18 protein-coding genes are annotated in these 17,935 nt (G+C 70.6%); 10 read left to right on the forward strand and 8 right to left on the reverse strand.

Annotation, left to right across the window (positions count from 1 at the left end):
- Positions 1-204: 204 nt before the first annotated feature.
- Positions 205-1,131: a glycoside hydrolase family 6 protein gene (locus tag ACTWQR_RS01030; protein ID WP_443224903.1), complete on the forward strand. Its 927-nt coding sequence runs from the start codon at positions 205-207 to the stop codon at positions 1,129-1,131.
- Between the two features lie 29 nt (positions 1,132-1,160).
- On the opposite strand, the gene ACTWQR_RS01035 is transcribed toward ACTWQR_RS01030, so the two are convergent.
- The 3 genes from ACTWQR_RS01035 to ACTWQR_RS01045 all read right to left on the reverse strand — a co-directional run bounded on the left by ACTWQR_RS01035 (position 1,161) and on the right by ACTWQR_RS01045 (position 3,227).
- Positions 1,161-1,850: a gamma carbonic anhydrase family protein gene (locus ACTWQR_RS01035; RefSeq protein ID WP_443224904.1), complete on the reverse strand. Its 690-nt coding sequence runs from the start codon at positions 1,848-1,850 to the stop codon at positions 1,161-1,163.
- A complete protein-coding gene (locus ACTWQR_RS01040) occupies positions 1,844-2,299 on the reverse strand; it encodes a RidA family protein (protein ID WP_443224905.1) in 456 nt (151 codons plus the stop codon). Before ACTWQR_RS01040 ends, ACTWQR_RS01035 begins: the two co-directional genes overlap by 7 nt.
- Before the next feature lie 514 nt (positions 2,300-2,813).
- Positions 2,814-3,227: a MazG nucleotide pyrophosphohydrolase domain-containing protein gene (locus tag ACTWQR_RS01045; protein WP_443224906.1), complete on the reverse strand. Its 414-nt coding sequence runs from the start codon at positions 3,225-3,227 to the stop codon at positions 2,814-2,816.
- Positions 3,228-3,368: 141 nt separating this feature from the next.
- Here ACTWQR_RS01045 and ACTWQR_RS01050 point away from each other — a divergent pair, with 141 nt between their 5' ends.
- The 4 genes from ACTWQR_RS01050 (at position 3,369) to ACTWQR_RS01065 (ending at position 8,343) form a co-directional block, all read left to right on the forward strand.
- On the forward strand, positions 3,369-4,529 hold the full coding sequence (locus tag ACTWQR_RS01050; protein WP_443224907.1) for a peptidoglycan recognition protein family protein: 1,161 nt from the start codon (positions 3,369-3,371) through the stop codon (positions 4,527-4,529).
- A 266-nt stretch (positions 4,530-4,795) separates the two neighbouring features.
- Positions 4,796-5,155, forward strand: a complete 360-nt coding sequence (locus ACTWQR_RS01055; protein ID WP_443224908.1) for a hypothetical protein — start codon at positions 4,796-4,798, stop codon at positions 5,153-5,155.
- Positions 5,156-5,216: 61 nt separating this feature from the next.
- The gene (locus ACTWQR_RS01060; RefSeq protein WP_443224909.1) at positions 5,217-5,996 is read left to right on the forward strand and encodes a nucleotidyltransferase domain-containing protein; all 780 of its coding nucleotides are present in this window, start codon (positions 5,217-5,219) and stop codon (positions 5,994-5,996) included.
- A gap of 316 nt (positions 5,997-6,312) precedes the next feature.
- Positions 6,313-8,343 carry an FUSC family protein gene (locus tag ACTWQR_RS01065; RefSeq protein WP_443225005.1) on the forward strand — a complete coding sequence of 677 codons (2,031 nt, stop codon included), beginning with the start codon at positions 6,313-6,315 and terminating at the stop codon, positions 8,341-8,343.
- 111 nt (positions 8,344-8,454) lie between these two features.
- Here the strand turns inward: ACTWQR_RS01065 and ACTWQR_RS01070 are convergent, their stop codons facing one another.
- Entirely contained in the window at positions 8,455-9,411 is a 957-nt protein-coding gene (locus ACTWQR_RS01070) for an endonuclease/exonuclease/phosphatase family protein (protein ID WP_443224910.1), read from the reverse strand.
- 149 nt (positions 9,412-9,560) lie between these two features.
- On the opposite strand from ACTWQR_RS01070, the gene ACTWQR_RS01075 reads away from it, so the two are divergent.
- The 3 genes from ACTWQR_RS01075 to ACTWQR_RS01085 all read left to right on the forward strand — a co-directional run bounded on the left by ACTWQR_RS01075 (position 9,561) and on the right by ACTWQR_RS01085 (position 12,302).
- Positions 9,561-10,991, forward strand: a complete 1,431-nt coding sequence (locus ACTWQR_RS01075; RefSeq protein ID WP_443224911.1) for an amidohydrolase — start codon at positions 9,561-9,563, stop codon at positions 10,989-10,991.
- A 165-nt stretch (positions 10,992-11,156) separates the two neighbouring features.
- Positions 11,157-11,897, forward strand: coding sequence for a DUF899 domain-containing protein (locus ACTWQR_RS01080; RefSeq protein ID WP_443224912.1), 741 nt, complete (start codon positions 11,157-11,159; stop codon positions 11,895-11,897).
- 234 nt (positions 11,898-12,131) lie between these two features.
- Positions 12,132-12,302 carry a hypothetical protein gene (locus ACTWQR_RS01085; protein WP_443225011.1) on the forward strand — a complete coding sequence of 57 codons (171 nt, stop codon included), beginning with the start codon at positions 12,132-12,134 and terminating at the stop codon, positions 12,300-12,302.
- Between the two features lie 73 nt (positions 12,303-12,375).
- On the opposite strand, the gene ACTWQR_RS01090 is transcribed toward ACTWQR_RS01085, so the two are convergent.
- The 3 genes from ACTWQR_RS01090 to ACTWQR_RS01100 form a co-directional block, all read right to left on the reverse strand.
- On the reverse strand, positions 12,376-14,292 hold the full coding sequence (locus tag ACTWQR_RS01090; RefSeq protein WP_443225006.1) for an ABC transporter ATP-binding protein: 1,917 nt from the start codon (positions 14,290-14,292) through the stop codon (positions 12,376-12,378).
- 285 nt (positions 14,293-14,577) lie between these two features.
- Positions 14,578-15,030, reverse strand: coding sequence for a hypothetical protein (locus tag ACTWQR_RS01095; protein WP_443224913.1), 453 nt, complete (start codon positions 15,028-15,030; stop codon positions 14,578-14,580).
- A gap of 81 nt (positions 15,031-15,111) precedes the next feature.
- Entirely contained in the window at positions 15,112-15,711 is a 600-nt protein-coding gene (locus tag ACTWQR_RS01100; RefSeq protein ID WP_443224914.1) for an ATP-binding protein, read from the reverse strand.
- Positions 15,712-15,889: 178 nt separating this feature from the next.
- On the opposite strand from ACTWQR_RS01100, the gene ACTWQR_RS01105 reads away from it, so the two are divergent.
- Both ACTWQR_RS01105 and ACTWQR_RS01110 read left to right on the forward strand, forming a co-directional pair.
- Positions 15,890-16,750: a helix-turn-helix domain-containing protein gene (locus ACTWQR_RS01105; RefSeq protein ID WP_443224915.1), complete on the forward strand. Its 861-nt coding sequence runs from the start codon at positions 15,890-15,892 to the stop codon at positions 16,748-16,750.
- On the forward strand, positions 16,751-17,014 hold the full coding sequence (locus tag ACTWQR_RS01110) for a DUF397 domain-containing protein (protein WP_443224916.1): 264 nt from the start codon (positions 16,751-16,753) through the stop codon (positions 17,012-17,014). It abuts the gene before it with no gap.
- Between the two features lie 146 nt (positions 17,015-17,160).
- Here ACTWQR_RS01110 and ACTWQR_RS01115 read toward each other — a convergent pair whose 3' ends face one another.
- Positions 17,161-17,814: a fused DSP-PTPase phosphatase/NAD kinase-like protein gene (locus ACTWQR_RS01115; RefSeq protein WP_443224917.1), complete on the reverse strand. Its 654-nt coding sequence runs from the start codon at positions 17,812-17,814 to the stop codon at positions 17,161-17,163.
- Positions 17,815-17,935: the final 121 nt, after the last annotated feature.

Genomic DNA, 17,935 nt, shown 5'->3' on the forward strand with positions numbered 1-17,935 from the left:
TGTGTTCATGTCCGTGTTCCTGTTCGTGTCCGGGTGCTTGCCTCCGCGCTCGCTGCTTTGGCGCTCGTGTCGTGCGGCGAGGGTTCGGAGGTTTCTGGGGTGGGTGGGTCCGCGTCTGCGTCCGTGAGTGCGAGTGGGCGTGGGGGAGTGGGTGCCGCGGGTGCATCGGGCGTCGGCTTGGCTGGGCGAGGGGAGCCGAGAGCCGTGAGCCACGCCGTACCCGAACTCTGGATCAACCCCCAGTCCTCAGCCGCCCGGCAGGCCGCGGAGTGGCGTCGCACGGGGCGGACCGCCGACGCCCTGCTCATGGACCGGATCGCCACCCGCCCCCAGGCCGAGTGGCTGAACGGCCCCGAGCCCCAGGCGGTGGTGCAGGCCCGCACCACCGCCGCCGCGCGTGAGGGCCGTACCGCCGTTCTTGTCGCGTACTACATCCCGCACCGAGACTGCGGTTCCTACTCGCGCGGCGGAGCCTCGAGCGCGGCGGGCTACCGGCAGTGGGTCGACGAGTTCGCGGCGGGGCTCGGCGACCGGGGCGCGTACGTGATCGTCGAACCGGACGCCGTGGCGCAGGCGGTGGCGGGCTGCGAACAGGTGGTGGCCAAGGAGCGGTACGCGCTGCTGGCGTACGCCGTGGAGCGGTTCAAGCGGCAGCCGGGTACCCGTGTCTATCTCGACGCCGGAAACGCCGCCTGGCACCCGGACACCTCACGGCTGGTCGAGCCGTTGAAGCAGGCGGGCACCGCCCTCGCCGACGGCTTCGCGCTCAACGTCTCCAACTTCCAGACAGACGCGGTCAGTTCGGCGTACGGGAACCAGTTGTCCGAAGCCCTCGGCGGCAAACACTTCGTGATCGACAGCAGCCGCAATGGCAATGGTCCCCATCCGGGTGCGGGTGCGGCTACGAGTACGCCAACAGGTATCGACCCCAGGGACGACGAATCCTGGTGCAACCCGCCCGGCCGGGCCCTCGGCACCCCGCCCACCGTTCAGACCGGCACCTCACCGCTCGACGCCTATCTGTGGATCAAGCGACCGGGCGAGTCCGACGGCACCTGCCGGGGCGGACCGGACGCCGGCCAGTGGTGGCCGGCGTACGCGCTGGAGCTGGCCCGGAATGCCCGCGGCTGAACGGGCTCGGCCTCGCACGACAAAGGAATTCAGCCGGTCAACGGGCCATCGTCGGAGGGATGGTCGTCAAGTGTGCGGTGATCACCTGTGCGGTCATCGGTGAGGCGGTTATCGGCGATGCGCTCATCGATGAGGCGGTCGTTGAGGTGAGCGCCGAAGTGGTTCGACTGCCGGGCCATGATCTCCCGCATGGGCGTACCGCGGGGCACGCCGTACACCGTGCCCGGAAAGTCCAACTCCCTTTGTACCTCCCATAGTTCGTCGTGCTGGCCGGGCGCGAAGAGCCGGGCTTCCGGCGTTCCGGCGGCGATCCATCCGATAGGGACCACCGTGCCGGGCGGCAGGATCGAGTTGGCGTGCAGCACGCTGTTGATCCGCAGCTCCGAACCGGCGCCCGCGACGGCTCCGGGGAAGACGGCGGCTCCGGTGGCCACGAACACCTCGTCCTCGATACGGGCTCCGTTGATGTGGGTGTGCGGGCCGATGAGTACGGCGTTCCCGATGAGCGCGGGGTGCCGACGTCGGCCCCGTACCAGGGCGTTCTCCATGACGACGACGTCCGCGCCGGTCCGTACCTCCCCGTCCTCCGCGGTGAGCACGGCGCCGTGCAGCACACGGGCGCGCTCACCGAGGGTGACGGCGCCGCAGAGGACGGCCGTCGGGGCGACGTACGCGGAGACGGGGACGACGGGCCGCTGCCCGCGGTGCTCGATCAGCATGGGGCCGACTCTAGGCCGGAGCCGGAGCCGGAGCCGGAGCCGGAGCCGGGCTCCGGGACCACGGCCGTCGCCGTGATCTCCACCAGCTGGCCGGTGTAACCGAGGCAGGTGACGCCGAGGAGCGTGGACGAGTGAGGGCCGGTGCTGAGTCCGGAGGCCTCCACGACGTCCCAGACCTCGGAGAGCACGGCGGGGTCGCTGCTCACCACATACACGTCGGTGTACGCCACATGCGCCAAGTCGCTCCCGACCGCCCGGAGTTGCTCACCCAGGTTGGCGATCACCTGCTCGGCCTGCCGTGCCGGGTCGCCCGCGCCGACGAGCTTTCCTTCGGCGTCGAGAGGGACGGACCCGGCGAGGAACGCGAGGCGCGTGCCCGCCTCGACGACTGAGGCATGGGAGTAGGTGGGCGGTGCGAAGAGCGTGGGAACGGTGACGCGCTTCAGCATGGGTGGCCTCCCGTGGACCGGCGGGTGTCGAGGGACAACCTGCCGATGATGTGGCCCCGGCCGCGGAGCCGCACCCGAATTATTCTCCGGGACTGTCCTCCAGGACGTCCGGGGTCCGGCGGCGCCTCCCCGCCACCGAGCGCATCGACGCCCGCGGCCGGCCGGCGATGCCCGGCCTCGGCTCGACGATCAGCGCTCGCCCGCCGACCGTAGAAAGCGGCGCCTTCCCGAGCGTTGCGTGTACGTGTCAATCGCCGAGCGGGATGTCTTGTGGCCAACTTCCGGGCGCGGCTGGGCATTTCATCCCCTCGAGCCCGTAGCCCGGTCCCCGAGGCACGCGTACGAGCGGGCTCCGCCGCACGGCCTTCCTGTGGTTCGGGCGCACCCTGTGTCGTCATCACTACCTCCCCCGTTGTGACGCTGCGTGACACATCAATTGGTAACGCACGCCACTGACAATCAGGAGAATCCGCAGGTCGGACGACGAATCGAGGCATATCGAAAGAGCCGCCGACTACCCCTCCCGCCCCTCCCAGCCCTGACGTCGCAGCACGTCCGACACGTCCGGTGCCCGGTAGTGGTCCCCCTTGAGGACCTTGCCGTCGGACCGGCGGCTGACTTGCCCGTCGGGCCCCAGCTTCGTCATGTTGGCGCGGTGGATCTCGGCTATCACCGCGTCGAGATCGATGCCGTGCACGAGCGCGGTGCCGTACGCGACATAGACGACGTCCGCCAACTCGTGCGCCAGCCGGTCCAGCGGACCGGCGACGGACACCTCTGCCACCTCGGCGGCCTCCTCGGCCAGCAACTCGCCGCGGTGGGCGGCGAGTTCCGGGGATACCTCGGTCGGCGTCGTACGGGTGTCGAGTCCGAACGCCAGGTGGAATTCGCGGACGAGACGGGCGGGAGAGGAGGGGGAGATGTGCATCCGGTGACTTTAACGGGGGGTGCGAACAGGCCCGTTGGCTCGGACCCCTATGCTCCCTTGAGTCTTCAAGGACGGCTGGAGTGCGGGCCTCGTGTGCCCGAGGCCGTCAGGAACGACCCTGGAACACCTAAAGGAACCCCCATGACTGTTCCCCCCTCCACCCCCACCAACCCCTCACACCGCGCCCGGTCCCGTGTCACGCGGCGCGGCCTGATCGGTGCCGCGGGCGCGGTCGCGGCAGGCGCCGCGCTCACCCCCGTCGTGATGGCGAACACCAGCTCGGACTCGGCCGGTTCGGACACCACCGACGCCGAATCCGGCACGAACGGCAGTACGGCCGGTACGACCGCCGAGGCCTTCCCCAAGACCCGCGCCAAGGAGGCCACGGGTGAGGCGCCCGTCGAGGCGGCCTTCCCCATCGGCTACGTGGGCCTGCGCTGGGCCGGCACCCGCGAGGCCGCGGGCGGCGGCATCCGGCTGACCGACGCCGATGGCGGCACGGGAGCCTGGAAGTCCCTGAGCGCCAGCGGCTGTTCGGACAGCAACGGCGGCGGGCTGCTCATCTCCGTCGACAAGGCTTCCGGTTACGAGCTGAAGGCCCCGGACGGCGCCACCGGCCTGCGCTCCCTGGCCATCGACACCACGCAGGGGCCGACGCGCAAGGTGGCCGTGCCGACGGACACGACCCGGGTGCGCGGCGTCGCCTACCTGTCGCGCGCCGCCTGGGGCGCGGACGAGTCACTGCGCTTCAAGGAGGACGGTACGGAGAACACGCCGACCGCGTACTACCCGTTCCAGACCCTCACGGTCCACCACACCGCCACGGTCAACGACGACCCGGACCCGGCCGCCACGGTGCGCGCGATCTACCAGCTCCACGCGATCACCAACGACTGGGGCGACATCGGCTACCACTTCCTCATCGACGAGGCGGGCACCATCTACGAAGGCCGTTATTCGGGCGACGACGGCATCCCGGCCCATGACGCGGACAGCAAGCTCGTGACCGCCTTCCACGCGGCCGGCTTCAACTCGGGCAACCTCGGCATAGCCCTCCTCGGCACCCTGGTGGACCAGGGCCCGACCGACGCCGCCCGCACGGCCCTCACCCGCCTGGTCCGTGTCCTGACCCGCTTCCACGGAGTCGACCCCAAGGCCCAGGTCACGTACACGAACCCGATCAACGGCACCACGAGAGACGTCCCCGAAATCAGCGGCCACCGCGACTGGATGGCGACGGAGTGCCCGGGCGCGGTCATGTACGGGGAGCTCGCGGCGCTGCGGGATGCGGTGGCGGGCTAGCGGTGAACGCGGGGCGTCCTTCCCGTAGGCGATAGCAGTACGCAACAACGCACTACGTTCGCCGGGCGGCGCGGGCGTACAGGCGGGCGTTCCGGCGGGAGCGCCCGCCTCGCTTTGCGTACGGCGAGGGAACGCGTCCGAGCGTTGTCGGTCCCTCCGGCTAACGTAGATCCCCGTAACCGTGACGAAGGGGGTTCGATGGACACGGAGTTGACGGCGCTGGCGGCGGGGGCGACGGCGCTCGTGCAGCAGATGGTGACCGACGGGTGAGGGAACGTACGGGATCGCGTCGTCGCCTTCTTCTCACGGGGAGGGACGAGGAGGCTGTCCAGGGCGAGTTGGAGGAATCCCGGGCCGATCTCGTCGCCGCGCGGGACGCCGAGGACGAGGAGGCCGCGGCCGACGTACAGGCGTCCTGGCGCACCCGTCTCCGGCGCACGCTGCGCGACGACCCGGAGGCGGCCGCCGAACTCCGCGCCCTGCTGGACGAGTTGACCCAGCCGTCCGCCGCCTCCGCGCCGGGCACCGTCCACAACACCATCAGCGGCGGCGTGCGGCACGGCACCGCCGTCCAGGCACACACGGTCGGCGACCTGACGATCGGGGAGCCCCCGCCCCGCGCGTGACGCGCCTCTGTGGAGTGAAGCATCGAGCGACCGCACTGATAAGGGCCCCGGAGTGACCGCCATGAACGACCCCACCTTCCTCAACACCGTCGCCGACCGCCTGGCCGCCCTCCCGGCGGTCCAGGCGGTGGCCCTCGGCGGCTCCCGAGCCCAGGGCACCCACACCCCTGACAGCGACTGGGACCTGGCCGTCTACTACCGCGGCGACTTCAGCCCCGCCGCCCTCCGCGCCATCGGCTGGGAGGGCGAAGTCTCCGAGATCGGCGGCTGGGGCGGCGGCGTCTTCAACGGCGGCGCGTGGCTGACGATCGACGGCCGCCGCGTCGATGTCCACTACCGCGACCTCGACGTGGTCGAACACGAGTTGGCGGAGGCGGAGGAGGGCCGCTTCCATGTCGAGCCCCTCCTCTTTCACCTCGCTGGAATCTCCAGCTACTTGGTGGTCGCCGAGCTGGCTGTCAACCAGGTACTCCGCGGCACACTGCCCCGCCCTGCCGCCTACCCGGCCAAACTTCGCAACACGGCCCGCAACCGCTGGCACGACACCGCCCGCGTGACCCTCACCTACGCCAAGACCAACCACGCCCCGAACGGTCGCCGTACAGAGGTCGCGGGCGCCATCGCAACGGCCGCGATGCAGGCCGGGCACGCGGTGCTGGCGGGGCAGGGGGAGTGGGTGACGAACGAAAAGCGGTTGTTGGAGCGGGCGGGGTTGCGGGGTGTCGACGACATGATTGGCGACCTGCGGTCGGGCCCGGGGGAGCTTGCCCGAGTGATCACCGAGGTCGAAGCGCTCGTCGAGTCGGCGATTACGGCGGCCGCGAACACTCTCGCCGAATAACCCTTCGGATCGCACAGTTCTTCAAAGCGGGTCAGCCGAATGTGGCACGAGGCTTGTCGTTACGCCGCTGATCGCGCATCGCCGGACCGGCCGTGCTCCGGCTCCGGGCGGAACCCAGGCTCGACTTCAGACCGCTCCGATTGCGTAGATTCCGATTGCGTACATAAAGAACGCAGCCATCCCCCCGATCGTCACACCGTCGAAATACAAGCACCCCGTTCCCTCCAGAAACCCGCCCTACCGTAGACACCACCGCCCAGGCCGACGTCGCCCGAAGGCAACCCCCCGCCCTCGTACCGACAGGAGCCCCGTGCCCGTGCCGCGCCCCGTCTCCGTCTCCGCTGTTCTGCCGCCCTGGCTGGCGCATGCGCTGCGTACGCAAAGAGGGCCCGTGCCGTGGAATGCCGTCGTGCGGGGCGCGCTGGCCGCCGGGCCCCTGCTGCTCGCGGCCGTCCTCGCCGGGCGGGAGTCCCTCGGGGTGGTGGCCGCGCTCGGAGCCATGCTCGCCGGGATCAACGACCGGCCAGGGAGTCGGCGGGCCGCCGTGCACCGGCTCGGGGTGCCCGCGCTGGCCGGGGCCGCGGGGCTCGTCGTCGGTACGTACGCGGGGCAGCAGTTCGGAGCTGTGCCGCTCACCTTGATCCTCACCGGGCTCGGGCTGGTCGCCGGAGCCGTGAGCGCCGTGGGGCCCGTGGCCTCGGGGGCCGGGACGCAACTGCTCGTCGCGGCGGCCATCGGGGCAGGGATGCCCCTGCCCGAGCCGGGGTGGCAGCGGGCTTTGTTCTTTCTGGCCGGCGCCGGCTGGCTGATCGTGCTGCGGCTGGCGCTGCCTACGCCCGGGGCGCTGACCAGTGGGGCCAGTGACTTCCGGTTCGATGGGGAGCGGGTCGCCGTCAGTGCCGTCTATGACGCCATCGCCGATTTGCTCGGCGCCGTCGGCGGGGGTGACGCCGGGGCCCGACGGGCCGCGCTGACCGCCGCGCTCGATCACGCGCAGGACGCGCTCGCGGGGCCACGGCTGCGGCGGTACGCCAGTTCCGCGGCCGAGCGGCGGCTGCGGGCGCAGTACGCCGCCGCGCTGCCCCTCGCCGAGGCCGCGACCGCGCTGGCCTGGTCGGGGGACGCGTTGCCCGCGCGTACGGGCGAGGGGCCGCGACGGCTCGCCCTCTCCGTACGCACCGGAGAACCGTGCGGCCCGCTCCCCGCGCCTGCCCGTTCCGTGGCGGGGCTGAGAGCCCTCGACGACGCACTGCTGCATGCCGCCGAGGCCTTCGACCGGGGTGGCATCAAGACCGGATGGAACACCAAGGCCGCCAAGGAGAACGGGGCCGACAAGGAGAACGGGGCCGGCAGGGTCACCGAGGCCGCCAAGGAGACCGGGGACAAGGAAGCTGCCGCCTCCTCCGGCGCCTCGCACCCCAACCCCCTCAACCACGCCGCCCAGCAGACCCAGCAGAAGGGGCTGCACGCCCGCACCCTCAGCGGCAAGGCGTTCCTCCGTACCATCACCGGCTCCGGCGGACGCGAGTACGGCTTCCGTGTCGCCCTCTGCTTCGGGGCCAGCGCGGCCGTCGCGCAGGCGCTGCACCACGTGCACTGGTACTGGCTCCCGGCCACCGCCGTCTTCCTGGTGAAGCCGGACCTCGGTCCGCTCGTCTCGCGCGTACTGAACCGGGCGGCGGGCACGGTATTCGGTGCCGTTCTCTTCGCGGCGCTCGCGGCCCTGCTCCCCCAGCCGGGAGGGCTCGTTGCGGTCGTGGCGGTCTGCGGCGCGCTGATCCCCGTCGCCACCCGGCACTTCGCCGCCCAAACGGCCGTTGTCACCGTCCTCGTGCTCTCCCTCGTCATGGTCGGCGGCGAACCGCCGGCTTCCTGGAGCCGCATCGGCGAGACGCTGCTGGCCTGCGCGATCGTGCTGATCGTCGGGCATCTGCCGGCGCCGGGGCAGCGCGGCGGGAACGTACGGGCCCGGCTGGAGGCCGCGACGGACGCGGCGCACGCGTATCTCGGGCAGGTACTGAGCGGCGCCGACGACCGGGCGGCGCGCTGGGCGCTGCGCCGCGAGGCCTACCGGACGCTGGCCGAAGCCCGCGCCGCGATCGACCGTGCCTCCGCCGAACTCCCCACCCTGGCCCGGCACACGGAAGGCACCGACGAGGTCGCCGCCACGCTCGAACGCCTCGTGGACACCACCACCGCCTGCGCCGTCCACCTCGACGACACGGGACGGCTCACCCCACGCCACACCGAGCGCCTCGCCACGCTCCTCGACGAACTCGTCGAACAGCGGGAGCGCGCGGGGCTCGGAGGGGAGGGCAAAGGACCGGGGGAGCTCCGTACGGCCTAGTTGTCAGTCGTTGGAGGTCGTCAGCCGTCAGCCGTCAGCGGTCAGCGGTCAGCGGTCAGCCGTCAGCCGTCAGCGGTCAGCGGTCAGCCGTCAGCCGTCAGCCGTCAGCGCTCAGGGCTCTATCCGCGCCCACACCGGAGCATGGTCCGACCCCGCCGCATCCCGCCGCTTCCCCGGATCCTCGTCGACCGACGGCAGCGGAGTCTCCTGGACATGGACCGGCGTGCCCGTCCCCGCCCCGGTCACCTGGTCGAGCAGCAGGCGGCTGACCATTATGTGGTCTATCAGCTCGGGACGCCCGGAGTGGACGCGGGAGAAGCGTTGCTCCTCCGGGATGAGTGGAGCGATGTTCCAGAGCCGTGCCGCGTCGCCTCTGTCGGGCCGTTCGAAGCCGGGTGTGCCGATCTCGGAACCGGGCGGGCCCTGCAGGATCTGCGTCGTGGCGGCCGTGACCTCGTCGTTGAGGTCACCGAGCACGGCCACGTTCCGTTCCCTGCCCTTGCCGTCCAGGAGACCGTCGGCGACGGTACGCAGCGTCGTGGCCTCGGCGGCCCGCCGGTACAGGGCGTACGCGCCGTAGCGGGCCCGTTCGCCCTCGTTCCGTGGTTGGAACCGCCCGCCCGGGTAGGTCAGCAGCTTCGACTTCAGATGGCAGACCACCACCGTCAGGGTCATGGCCCCGCTCACGATCTCCACCGCGAGGAAGCCGCGGCCCGTCCGGTACACCGGCTCACCGTCGTCGTCGCCCTGAACGGGCCGCAGCGGCGCGGGGAAGGTGTTCGTGTCGGTGATCGTCCGTGGCGCGGGACGGCTGAGGAAGCCCACCCGGATACCGCGGTCGTCCGGATACTCCGAGAGCGCGATGTGCCAGTCGCCGTCCAGCATCCCGGCCAGGTCCTCCAGGGCCTCCGGGTCGCCGACCTCCTGTACGCCGAGCAGTGTCGGGGCGAGCTCCGTGATGACCGAGGCCAGAGCGGTGAGCTTCGCCTTGTACGCGACCTCGGTGCGCGGTCCGAAGGGGCCGCCGGGCCGGTACAGGTTCTCCAGGTTCCAGGTGCCGAGGAGCATGCCGGGCTCCTTCCAGGGAGCGTCCGCCAGGGGCGCTGCCGGTCGAGTGGTGGGCCCAGCGTGCGCGCGAAACCGGCGCGGCGACAGGGTGGGGACCGGATGCACGGTTCACGTCACCCGGTGGCACGAGGCCGTCGTACCGTGGCGTGATGACCTCGCCCGAGCCTTCGCCCGAAGCAAAGGCCAATGCCTCGTCCGACGCGAAGACCAATACCGCGCCCGATGCCTCGTCCGACGCGAACACGCCGGCCGATCTCATCATCACCCGTTGCACCGCCCTCGTGCATGACGATCATGAACAGATCGACTTCCTCGAGGACGCCACCATCGTCGTACGGGGCGGGCGCATCGAGGCGGTCACCACGGAGCGGCTCGACCTCCCCGCCACGGAGCGCATCGACGCCCGCGGCCGGCTGGCGATGCCCGGCCTCGTCAACTGCCATACGCACGCGCCGATGGTGACCCTGCGCGGCATCGCCGAGGACCTGCCGGTGGAGGAGTGGTTCAACGACGTCATCTGGCCGATCGAGTCCAACCTCACCGAGAGGGACGTGGAGTTGGGCGCGCGGCTCGCCTGCGCCGAGATGATCCGGGGCGGCGTCACCTGCTTCGCGGACCACTACTTCTCCATGGACACGGTCGCCGCAGTGACAGCGGAGAGCGGGATGCGCGCCAACCTCGGGCAGGCCTTCTTCTCCTCACAAGGCACCGAGGGGCGCGAGCAGTCGCTCGACTTCGCTCTCCGGCACCGCGACACCGCCGACGGCCGCATCACCACCTCGCTCGCCCCGCACGCGCCCTACACCGTCGACGACGCCGACCTCGCCGCGACCGCTCGACTCGCCCGCGAACACGGCCTGCTCGTGCACATCCACGCCTCCGAGAACCGCGACCAGGCCGAGACCAGCCTCGCCCGCCACGGCCGTACGCCGATCGAGATCCTCGCCGACACCGGCCTCCTCGACACCGACGTACTCATCGCGCACGGCACCGGCATCATCGAGCGCGACCTGCCCGTGCTCGCCCGCGCCACGGGCCGGGTCGGCGTGGCCAGCGCGCCGCGGGGCTACCTCAAGTTCGCCTGGCCCACCACCACTCCGGTACGCGCGCTGCGGGAACTCGGCATCTCCGTAGGCCTCGCCACGGACGGTGCCGCTTCCAACAGCTCCCTGGACGTGTGGGATTCCATGGCCCTCACCGCCCTCGTGCAGAAGTCCACCGGCGGCGACCCACGCTGGCTGACGGCACGTCAAGCCCTGCACCACGCAACGCTCCAGAGTGCGCGAGCCGTCGGACTCGGCCAGGAGATCGGCAGCCTCGCGCCGGGGCGGAGGGCCGACATCATCCTCGTCGACCTGACCGGCCCGCACACCCAGCCGGTGCACGATCTCGCCGCCACCCTCGTGCACAGCGCCCGCTCCAGCGACGTACGCACGACGATCGTCGACGGGCGGGTGCTCATGCGCGACCGCGAGCTGCTGACCCTCGATGTGCCGGGAGTCGTGCGGGAGTTGAACGAACGAATGCCCGCCCTGATCGACCGCAGCCACGGCAGGAAGATCCAGGAGTACGACACCTGAGGCGGCCGCAGGCCCATGAGCGGGCTCCCTCCTCCTGGAACGCTTCCCGGACCTGAAGCTGAATTGCTCCTCAGAGCCGTGGAAAAGAAAATCCGCATCCCACCGATGAGTTCCAGGCGTCCCTCCGGTCCACCACAGAGAAGCCACCGCACCGGAGGAGGGGCAATGACGCTTCCGCGGATCGTCTCGCGTGAGGAGTGGCGTGCCGCGCGCGAGGAACTGCTGGTCACGGAGAAGGCCGCGACCCGCGCGCGCGACGCGCTGAACGCCGAGCGACGGCGACTGCCGATGGTCGAGATCGACAAGGAGTACGTCTTCGAGGGCGGGGACGGCAAGGCGACGCTGCTCGACCTCTTCCAAGGGCGGCAGCAACTCGTCGTCTACCACTTCATGTTCGCGCCGGAGTGGGACACGGGCTGCCGCAGCTGCTCGGCGTTCCTCGACCAGATAGGACACCTCGCGCATCTGCGCGCGCGGGGCACGGAGTTCGCGGCGGTGTCCCGCGCGCCGTACACGAAAATCCTGCCCTTCAAGGCACGGATGGGGTGGACGGCGCCCTGGTTCTCGTCATTCGGGAGTGACTTCAACTACGACTTCCAGGTGTCGTTCGGCGGCGTCGAAAGCGTCGACGGTGCCGAAAACGTCGAGGGGGACGAGTGCGTCGAGGGCGACGAGTCACAAGAGCGGCCCGGAGTGAGCTGTTTTCTGCGGGACCGTGAGCGGATCTTCCACACGTACTCGACGTACGAGCGGGGACTCGACGGACTCGGCTCCACCACGAGTTTCCTGGACCTTACGGCCCTCGGCCGGCAGGAGGAGTGGGAGGAGCCCAGAGGGCGCGCGTCGGCGCTGGGTGCGCCTGCCGGCAGCGAGCGGATTCGCTACCACGACGAGTACGAGGACTGAGCGGGCCGCCTCACGAAGGCCGGACGGCCGCCTCACGAGAGGCGCAAGGATCACCTCACGACGCCGAAACGGCCGCCTCACCAAGGCTGGAGTGGCCTGAGAGGTGTTTCACAGTTCGTTATCACTGAGTGTCGACTACGTCTCAGTAACGTCACTTCGCGAGACCTTCACCCCATGATTGGCGTTTAACTCTTCAAGGGCTCTTAAGAGAGCCGCGCTACATGGAGGTGCGGAGTGCTGAACGGACGAACGGTGCTGGAGCGCTTTCCCGCCGGCGGGCCGCGTGGCTCGTGGCCGGCGGAGGAGTTCGCGCAGGCGCGTCGCCTGGAAGGGCAGCACGCGGAGGTCGTGATGGATCTGTCCTCGGACGCCTTCCTGGTGATCGTGCGAGACCTCACCGAGTGAACCGAACGAACCGAGCGCCTCAACTGAACCGAGCGCCTCAACTGAACCGAGGACCTCTGCTGAGCCGAAGGCTTCAGCCAGCCTTGGGCGTGGGCACCTTCACCGCCGGCATCCCGGACACCTCCGGCATGCCGGGCTTGGGTGCGGGCACCTTTGTCGCGAACTGCTCGGCCTGGAGCGAGTACAGCTCGGCGTAGACGCCACCCGTGGAAAGAAGCTCGTCCGGCGTGCCGGACTCCACGAGGCGGCCCTGGTCGAGGACATGCACCAGGTCGGCGTGGCGCACCGAGGCGAGGCGGTGCGTGATGAGGATGACCGTCTGACCGGTGCCCGCCAGGGCCCGGATCTTCTCGAAGACCTCCAGCTCGGCACGGGCGTCGAGGGCCGCCGTCGGCTCGTCCACGACCAGGATCGCCCCCCGCCGGTACGCCGCCCGCGCGATGCCGAGCCGCTGCCACTGACCGCCTGACAGTTCGTGCCCACCGCTGAACATCCGGGCCAGCAGCGTGTCGAACCCGCGCGGCAGATCCGCCACCACGTCCTCTGCGCCTGCCTCGGTGACGGACTCGCGCAGCCGCTCGTCGGTGAGCGGCGCCGACGCCCGGCCGATCGCGACATTCACGCGGGCCGTGAACGGCCACCGCTTGAAGTCCTGCGCCACCATCGCGATGCGCTCGGCGAGTTGATGCCGGTCGGCGGTCGCCGCGTCGACGTCGTCCCACAGGATCCGGCCGCGCTGTGGCGTGTACAGGCCCGACAGGAGCTTGACCAGAGTGGTCTTCCCGGAGCCGTTCTCCCCGACGAGCGCCACGATCTTGCCGAGCGGCACACTGAGCGTCAGGTCCGACAGGGCCGGCCGGGCCGCGCTGCCCGGGTAGGTGAACGTGACGTTCTCGAAGCGGATCTCGCGCGGCTCCTCGGGCAGCGACTCGCCGCCGACCGGGATCGCACGCTCGGCCGCCTCCACGTACAGGCGATGCAGATCCCCTACGAACAGGGCCTCCTCGTGGAGGGTGTTGACCTCCAGGACGAGTGTGTCGAGGTTCGCGGAGCCCGTACGGATCGCGATCACCGCCGTGCCCGCCACGGAGAGCGCCATCGCGCCGGCCAGCAGCAGCCCGCCGAGCGTCGCGTATGTCGCCACGGTGGCCAGGCCGGTCCAGGCGGCCGCGATCAGGCCGGTCCGGGCCTCCAGGCGGGCGAGGCGGGCCTGCTCCGCCTCGGCGGACTCCGACATGGCGCGGAAGTGCCGCAGCAGGAAAGGACCGACACCGTGGACGCGGATCTCCGGCGCCGCGGCGGGCTCGGTGAGCAGACCGCTGATCAGCCGCCCGGCCCGGGCGTGCTGCACCCAGGCGTGGAACGACGCGTAACGGCGCCGGGCGATGGTCAGCGCGCTCCACGCGCTCGGCAGCGTCATCGTCACCAGCAGCGGGAGCAGGGCCGCGTGAAGCACCGTCAGGACGCCGGCGGCCGCGATCAGCGAGATCATCGCGTTCACCACGCGCGTGGCGATCGCGATCATGCGCCGCGCCGACGAGGCGCCGTACTGCGCCGTGTCCAACAGCTTGTGGAAGGCCTCGTCCTCGATCGCGGACAGCTCGACCGCCGCCGCCCGCTCCAGATACAGCTCCGTCGCGACGCGCTCCACCTTCGGTTCGAGCCGGCCCGTGGCGTACGTCGAAGCGGCTCGCAGCAACGCGGCGAGCAGCATCACGACGGCGACCGTGACGAGCGCGGGCACCGCCCCGCGCAGCCGGTCCTCGACCGGGCCGCCCGCCATGAGGCGCCCAAGGACGCTGTTGACCGCCAGCAGACTCACCGCCTGCGCCAGGCCGCGGGCCACCTCCGCGCCCAGCACGATCCGCGCGGCCCGGCGATCCGCCTGCCAGGCGAGCCGGAAACTGGACGCGAGCAGCGCGGGCAGCCGCGTCACCATGGCCCGGAAGTTCAGTTCCAGGAACGCGTCGGAGTGCTGGGACCAGCCCATGTCGTAGCGCAACGGCCCACCGAACAACAGCTGTTCCGACTCGGACGGCGGCTCAGGTTCGCCCGCACCGCGCTTCTTCCCCGCTGATTCCGTCGGTCCTGCCGGTCCTGCCGGTCCTGCCGATTCCGCCGATCCAGCCGGTCTCACCGATGACCTCCCCGATCGTGGACCAACGGCCACTATCGCGGCGCCGGACGCCATCGGGCAGGGCGCGCACCCGGTCCGTCACGGTGCAACCGGAGCACGCTCGGGCGCTTTCGGGAACGTACGGACGTGACGTACGCCTCAGGCGCTGACCGGCCGGGACCAAGCCGGCGGCGTCCCCGTCACCCGGCACAGCGCCAGATAGAGGGGGATCGGCGGGGTGTACGGAAGCGTGCCGCCCGGATTGTGGATGAGTCCGGGGAGATGGGGCGAGTCGGGTACCAGCGCCCCCGTGGCGTACTGCGCGGGCGCCGGCCACTCCAGGGCGACGTCGGAGTCGGAGGGCACGAGCCACCACCAGTGGGTGCTGTCGGCGTACACACAGCCGACGCGCGGCAGCCGGGGCATCAGCAGCGGGCCGAGTCTCGCGGGTATCGCCACCGCGTCGCAGCCCAGCGGCACTCGCATGCCCTCCGGGACGGCCAGCCGCCGGGACGCCCCGGCACCGGAGGACCGCCGTCCGCGGTCGAGGCGGATCAGCGTGTCCAGGCTCAGCACACCTGGACCACCGGCCGACGTAGCCCTCACTCCCATTCAGCCCCCGTCCGTTCTCACGTTTCTCACGTTTTTCCGAGACCAGCCGCGGACCGGCTGGAACGATTCAGACCAGCACCGTCAGAACCACTCGTGCCCGGCCGGAGACGTGTCCGGCTCGGTTCGCGAGGAGCCGGCTGGGGCCGGCCGGCTCCTCGCACCCCAGCCCAGGTCCGACCGCGGCTCGGCGCCGTTGTTCGCCGAGCGCGGCAGATCCGCCCAGACCAGCAGGCCGGGTCCGGTTTCCTGGGCGCCCCAGGCGGTGCACACCGCCGCGACGAGAAGCAGTCCCCTCCCGTGCTCCTCCTCCGAACGCTGCGGCGACGGGTGGGGCACACCCGGAGCACATCCCTCGTCACGGACGGCTATCCGCAGCCGGCCCTCGCCATCGTGCAGCTCGCACACCACATGGCTGCTCGCGGTGTGCACGATGGCGTTGGTGACCAGCTCGGAGACGACGAGCTCCGCCGTGTCGCAGGTGTCCTCGCAGACCGCCCATCCCGAGAGCCGGGCACGTGTCAGGTGCCGGGCCTGCGCTGCCGAGCCCGGATGTGCGGCCAGCTCGAAGCGGAACCGGCGCTCGGCGGCCGTCTGGGAGTACATCCCAGCGGCGGCACCGAGGCGCGACCGGTCCTCGGCGGCATCTGTTCCTAACGACGCGGACGGAATCACGCTTGCCACTATCTCCCCGTCGTGAACACTTGGCAAGTGTCACTCTGAAAAATGCAGAGTGCAGTGTTCTGTGCTGAATGGCCATGGCACACTGCTCGCAACAGCATGTGGCGCGGCGTCAGTTGGGTACCCGTTCGGGGACCCGAACGGGCGCCGTCCGGGCTGTCAGGACTATGTGGAGGTGGACGTGAGCGAGCCGCGGTCCGCGCCGACGGTCGGGCAGGTCGTCCTCGGGCGGCGCCTGCATGATCTGCGGGAGCGCGCGGGGCTCAAGCGTGAGGAGGCGGCGCGCATCCTGCGCGTCACCGCCGCCACCGTCCGTCGTATGGAGACGGCCGAGGTCTCCCTCAAAATTCCGTATCTCCAGCTCCTGCTGAAGTCGTACGGCGTCTCCGACGACGAGGCCGCGGCCTTCGTCACGCTCGCGGAAGAGGCGAACCAGCCGGGCTGGTGGCAGAGGTTCCACGACATCCTGCCGGGCTGGTTCTCGATGTACGTGAGCCTGGAGGGCGCGGCCTCCCTCATTCGCTCGTACGAACCGCACTTCGTGCCCGGAGTGCTGCAGACCGAGGAGTACGCGCGTGGCGTCATGGAATCCGGCGCCATCGGCCAGACGAGACCCGAGGACATAGAGCGCCATGTGGCGCTGCGTATGCAACGCCAGGAGCTGCTGACGCGCGAGGACGCGCCCCGGTTCTGGGCCGTGATGGACGAGACCGCCCTGCGCCGCCCCGTGGGCGGGCCGGAGGTCATGCGCGGCCAGATCGACAAGCTGCTCGAGGCCACGAAGCTGCCCAACGTGACGCTGCAGATCGCCCCGTTCTCCTCGGGGCCGCACGCCGGCACGTACGGGCCCTTCGTGCTGTTCCGCTTTGCCATGCCGGAGCTTCCGGACATGGTCTACAGCGAGTACCTGACCGGCGCCGTCTACCTGGACGCGCGTGCCGAGGTGGCCACTCACCTCGAGGTCATGGACCGCATGGCGGCGCAAGCCGCTACGGCACATCGCACGAAGGAGATCCTTATGGATCTCCGCAAGGAGCTGTGAATGGATCGCATCAAGTCCCGCATACGCAATGCGCGGATCTACAACGGCATGCCCGCACGGGAGCTGGGCAGTGAGGGCTGGCACAAGCCGTGGAGCGGGGGCAACGGCGGCAACTGCCTGGAGGCGATGAAGCTCGCCGACGGCCGTATCGCGGTCCGTCAGTCGGCGGACCCGGACGGACCGGCCCTCATCTACACACCCGGCGAGATGACCGCGTTCATCCAGGGCGCCAAGGCGGGAGAGGCGGACTTCCTGCTCTCCTGAGGCCGCCGTTCGGCCCCTCTTGTTCAACTTGCTTTTCTACTTTGGCGCTCAGTTGATCCAGTTGTTGATTCAGTTGATTCGGTTGATTCGGTTGATGTAATCGACGCAGTGATGCAGATGCAATTGACGCAGTTGATCCACTTGATTCAGAGCCGGGACCACATGCGGCGTGGCGCGTCCACGAGCCGGCTGACCGCGACCACCGGGAACGGCGGCTGCTCGGCACGGTCCTCGCCGAGGCTCAGCCCGTAGTAGATCTGCTCGATCGACGGCGGTCCGACCGCGAGGTTGCGCCGGACCGCCGCCGACGGCGACTCCTGTCCGCCCTGCACGAGATACGCCGCGGCCATCGCCCCCGTACGGCCCACGCCCGCGCCGCAGTGCACGAACACCGGGCCGGGGGCCGCGCCGACGACATCGAGGAAACGTCGCACCTGGTCCGGCGTCGGGGTCTGTCCGTCACGGATGGGCAGTCGTACGGCATCGAGGCCGGCCTTCGTCGGCCCGGCGAGCTGGGAGGCGCTCAGATCCTCGGCGCGCAGGTCGACGACGGTGGTGAAGCCGAGCCCGGCCAGCGCCCGGTAGCCCGCGGGGGAGGGGGCGGCACCGCGCCACAACCCCCCATCGGCGTCCACGGGCTGGAAGTGGTGGATGCCCTGCACCGCGCGGGTTCCCTCGGGCGGCGGGGTCTGTTCGCGGGTCCAGAACGACAACGCGAGGATGCCCAGCGCGCCGGTCGCCCAGAGGACCAGATAGCCGAGGCCGAGGGCGGCGAGAGCGCGGAAGGCGGTTCTGCGCAAAGTCCTGCGGGGACGGCCGCTGGGCAGGGTGAGTCGGGGTGACGACGGGGCAACGACAGCCATGGGGGACCCGGGGGCTTGGGGACGGGGCGTGTTGGCATCGTAACCCCGGCCGCTGGGG

Source organism: Streptomyces sp. 2A115, assembly GCF_052245575.1.
In the GTDB taxonomy this organism is placed as follows: Bacteria; Actinomycetota; Actinomycetes; order Streptomycetales; family Streptomycetaceae; genus Streptomyces.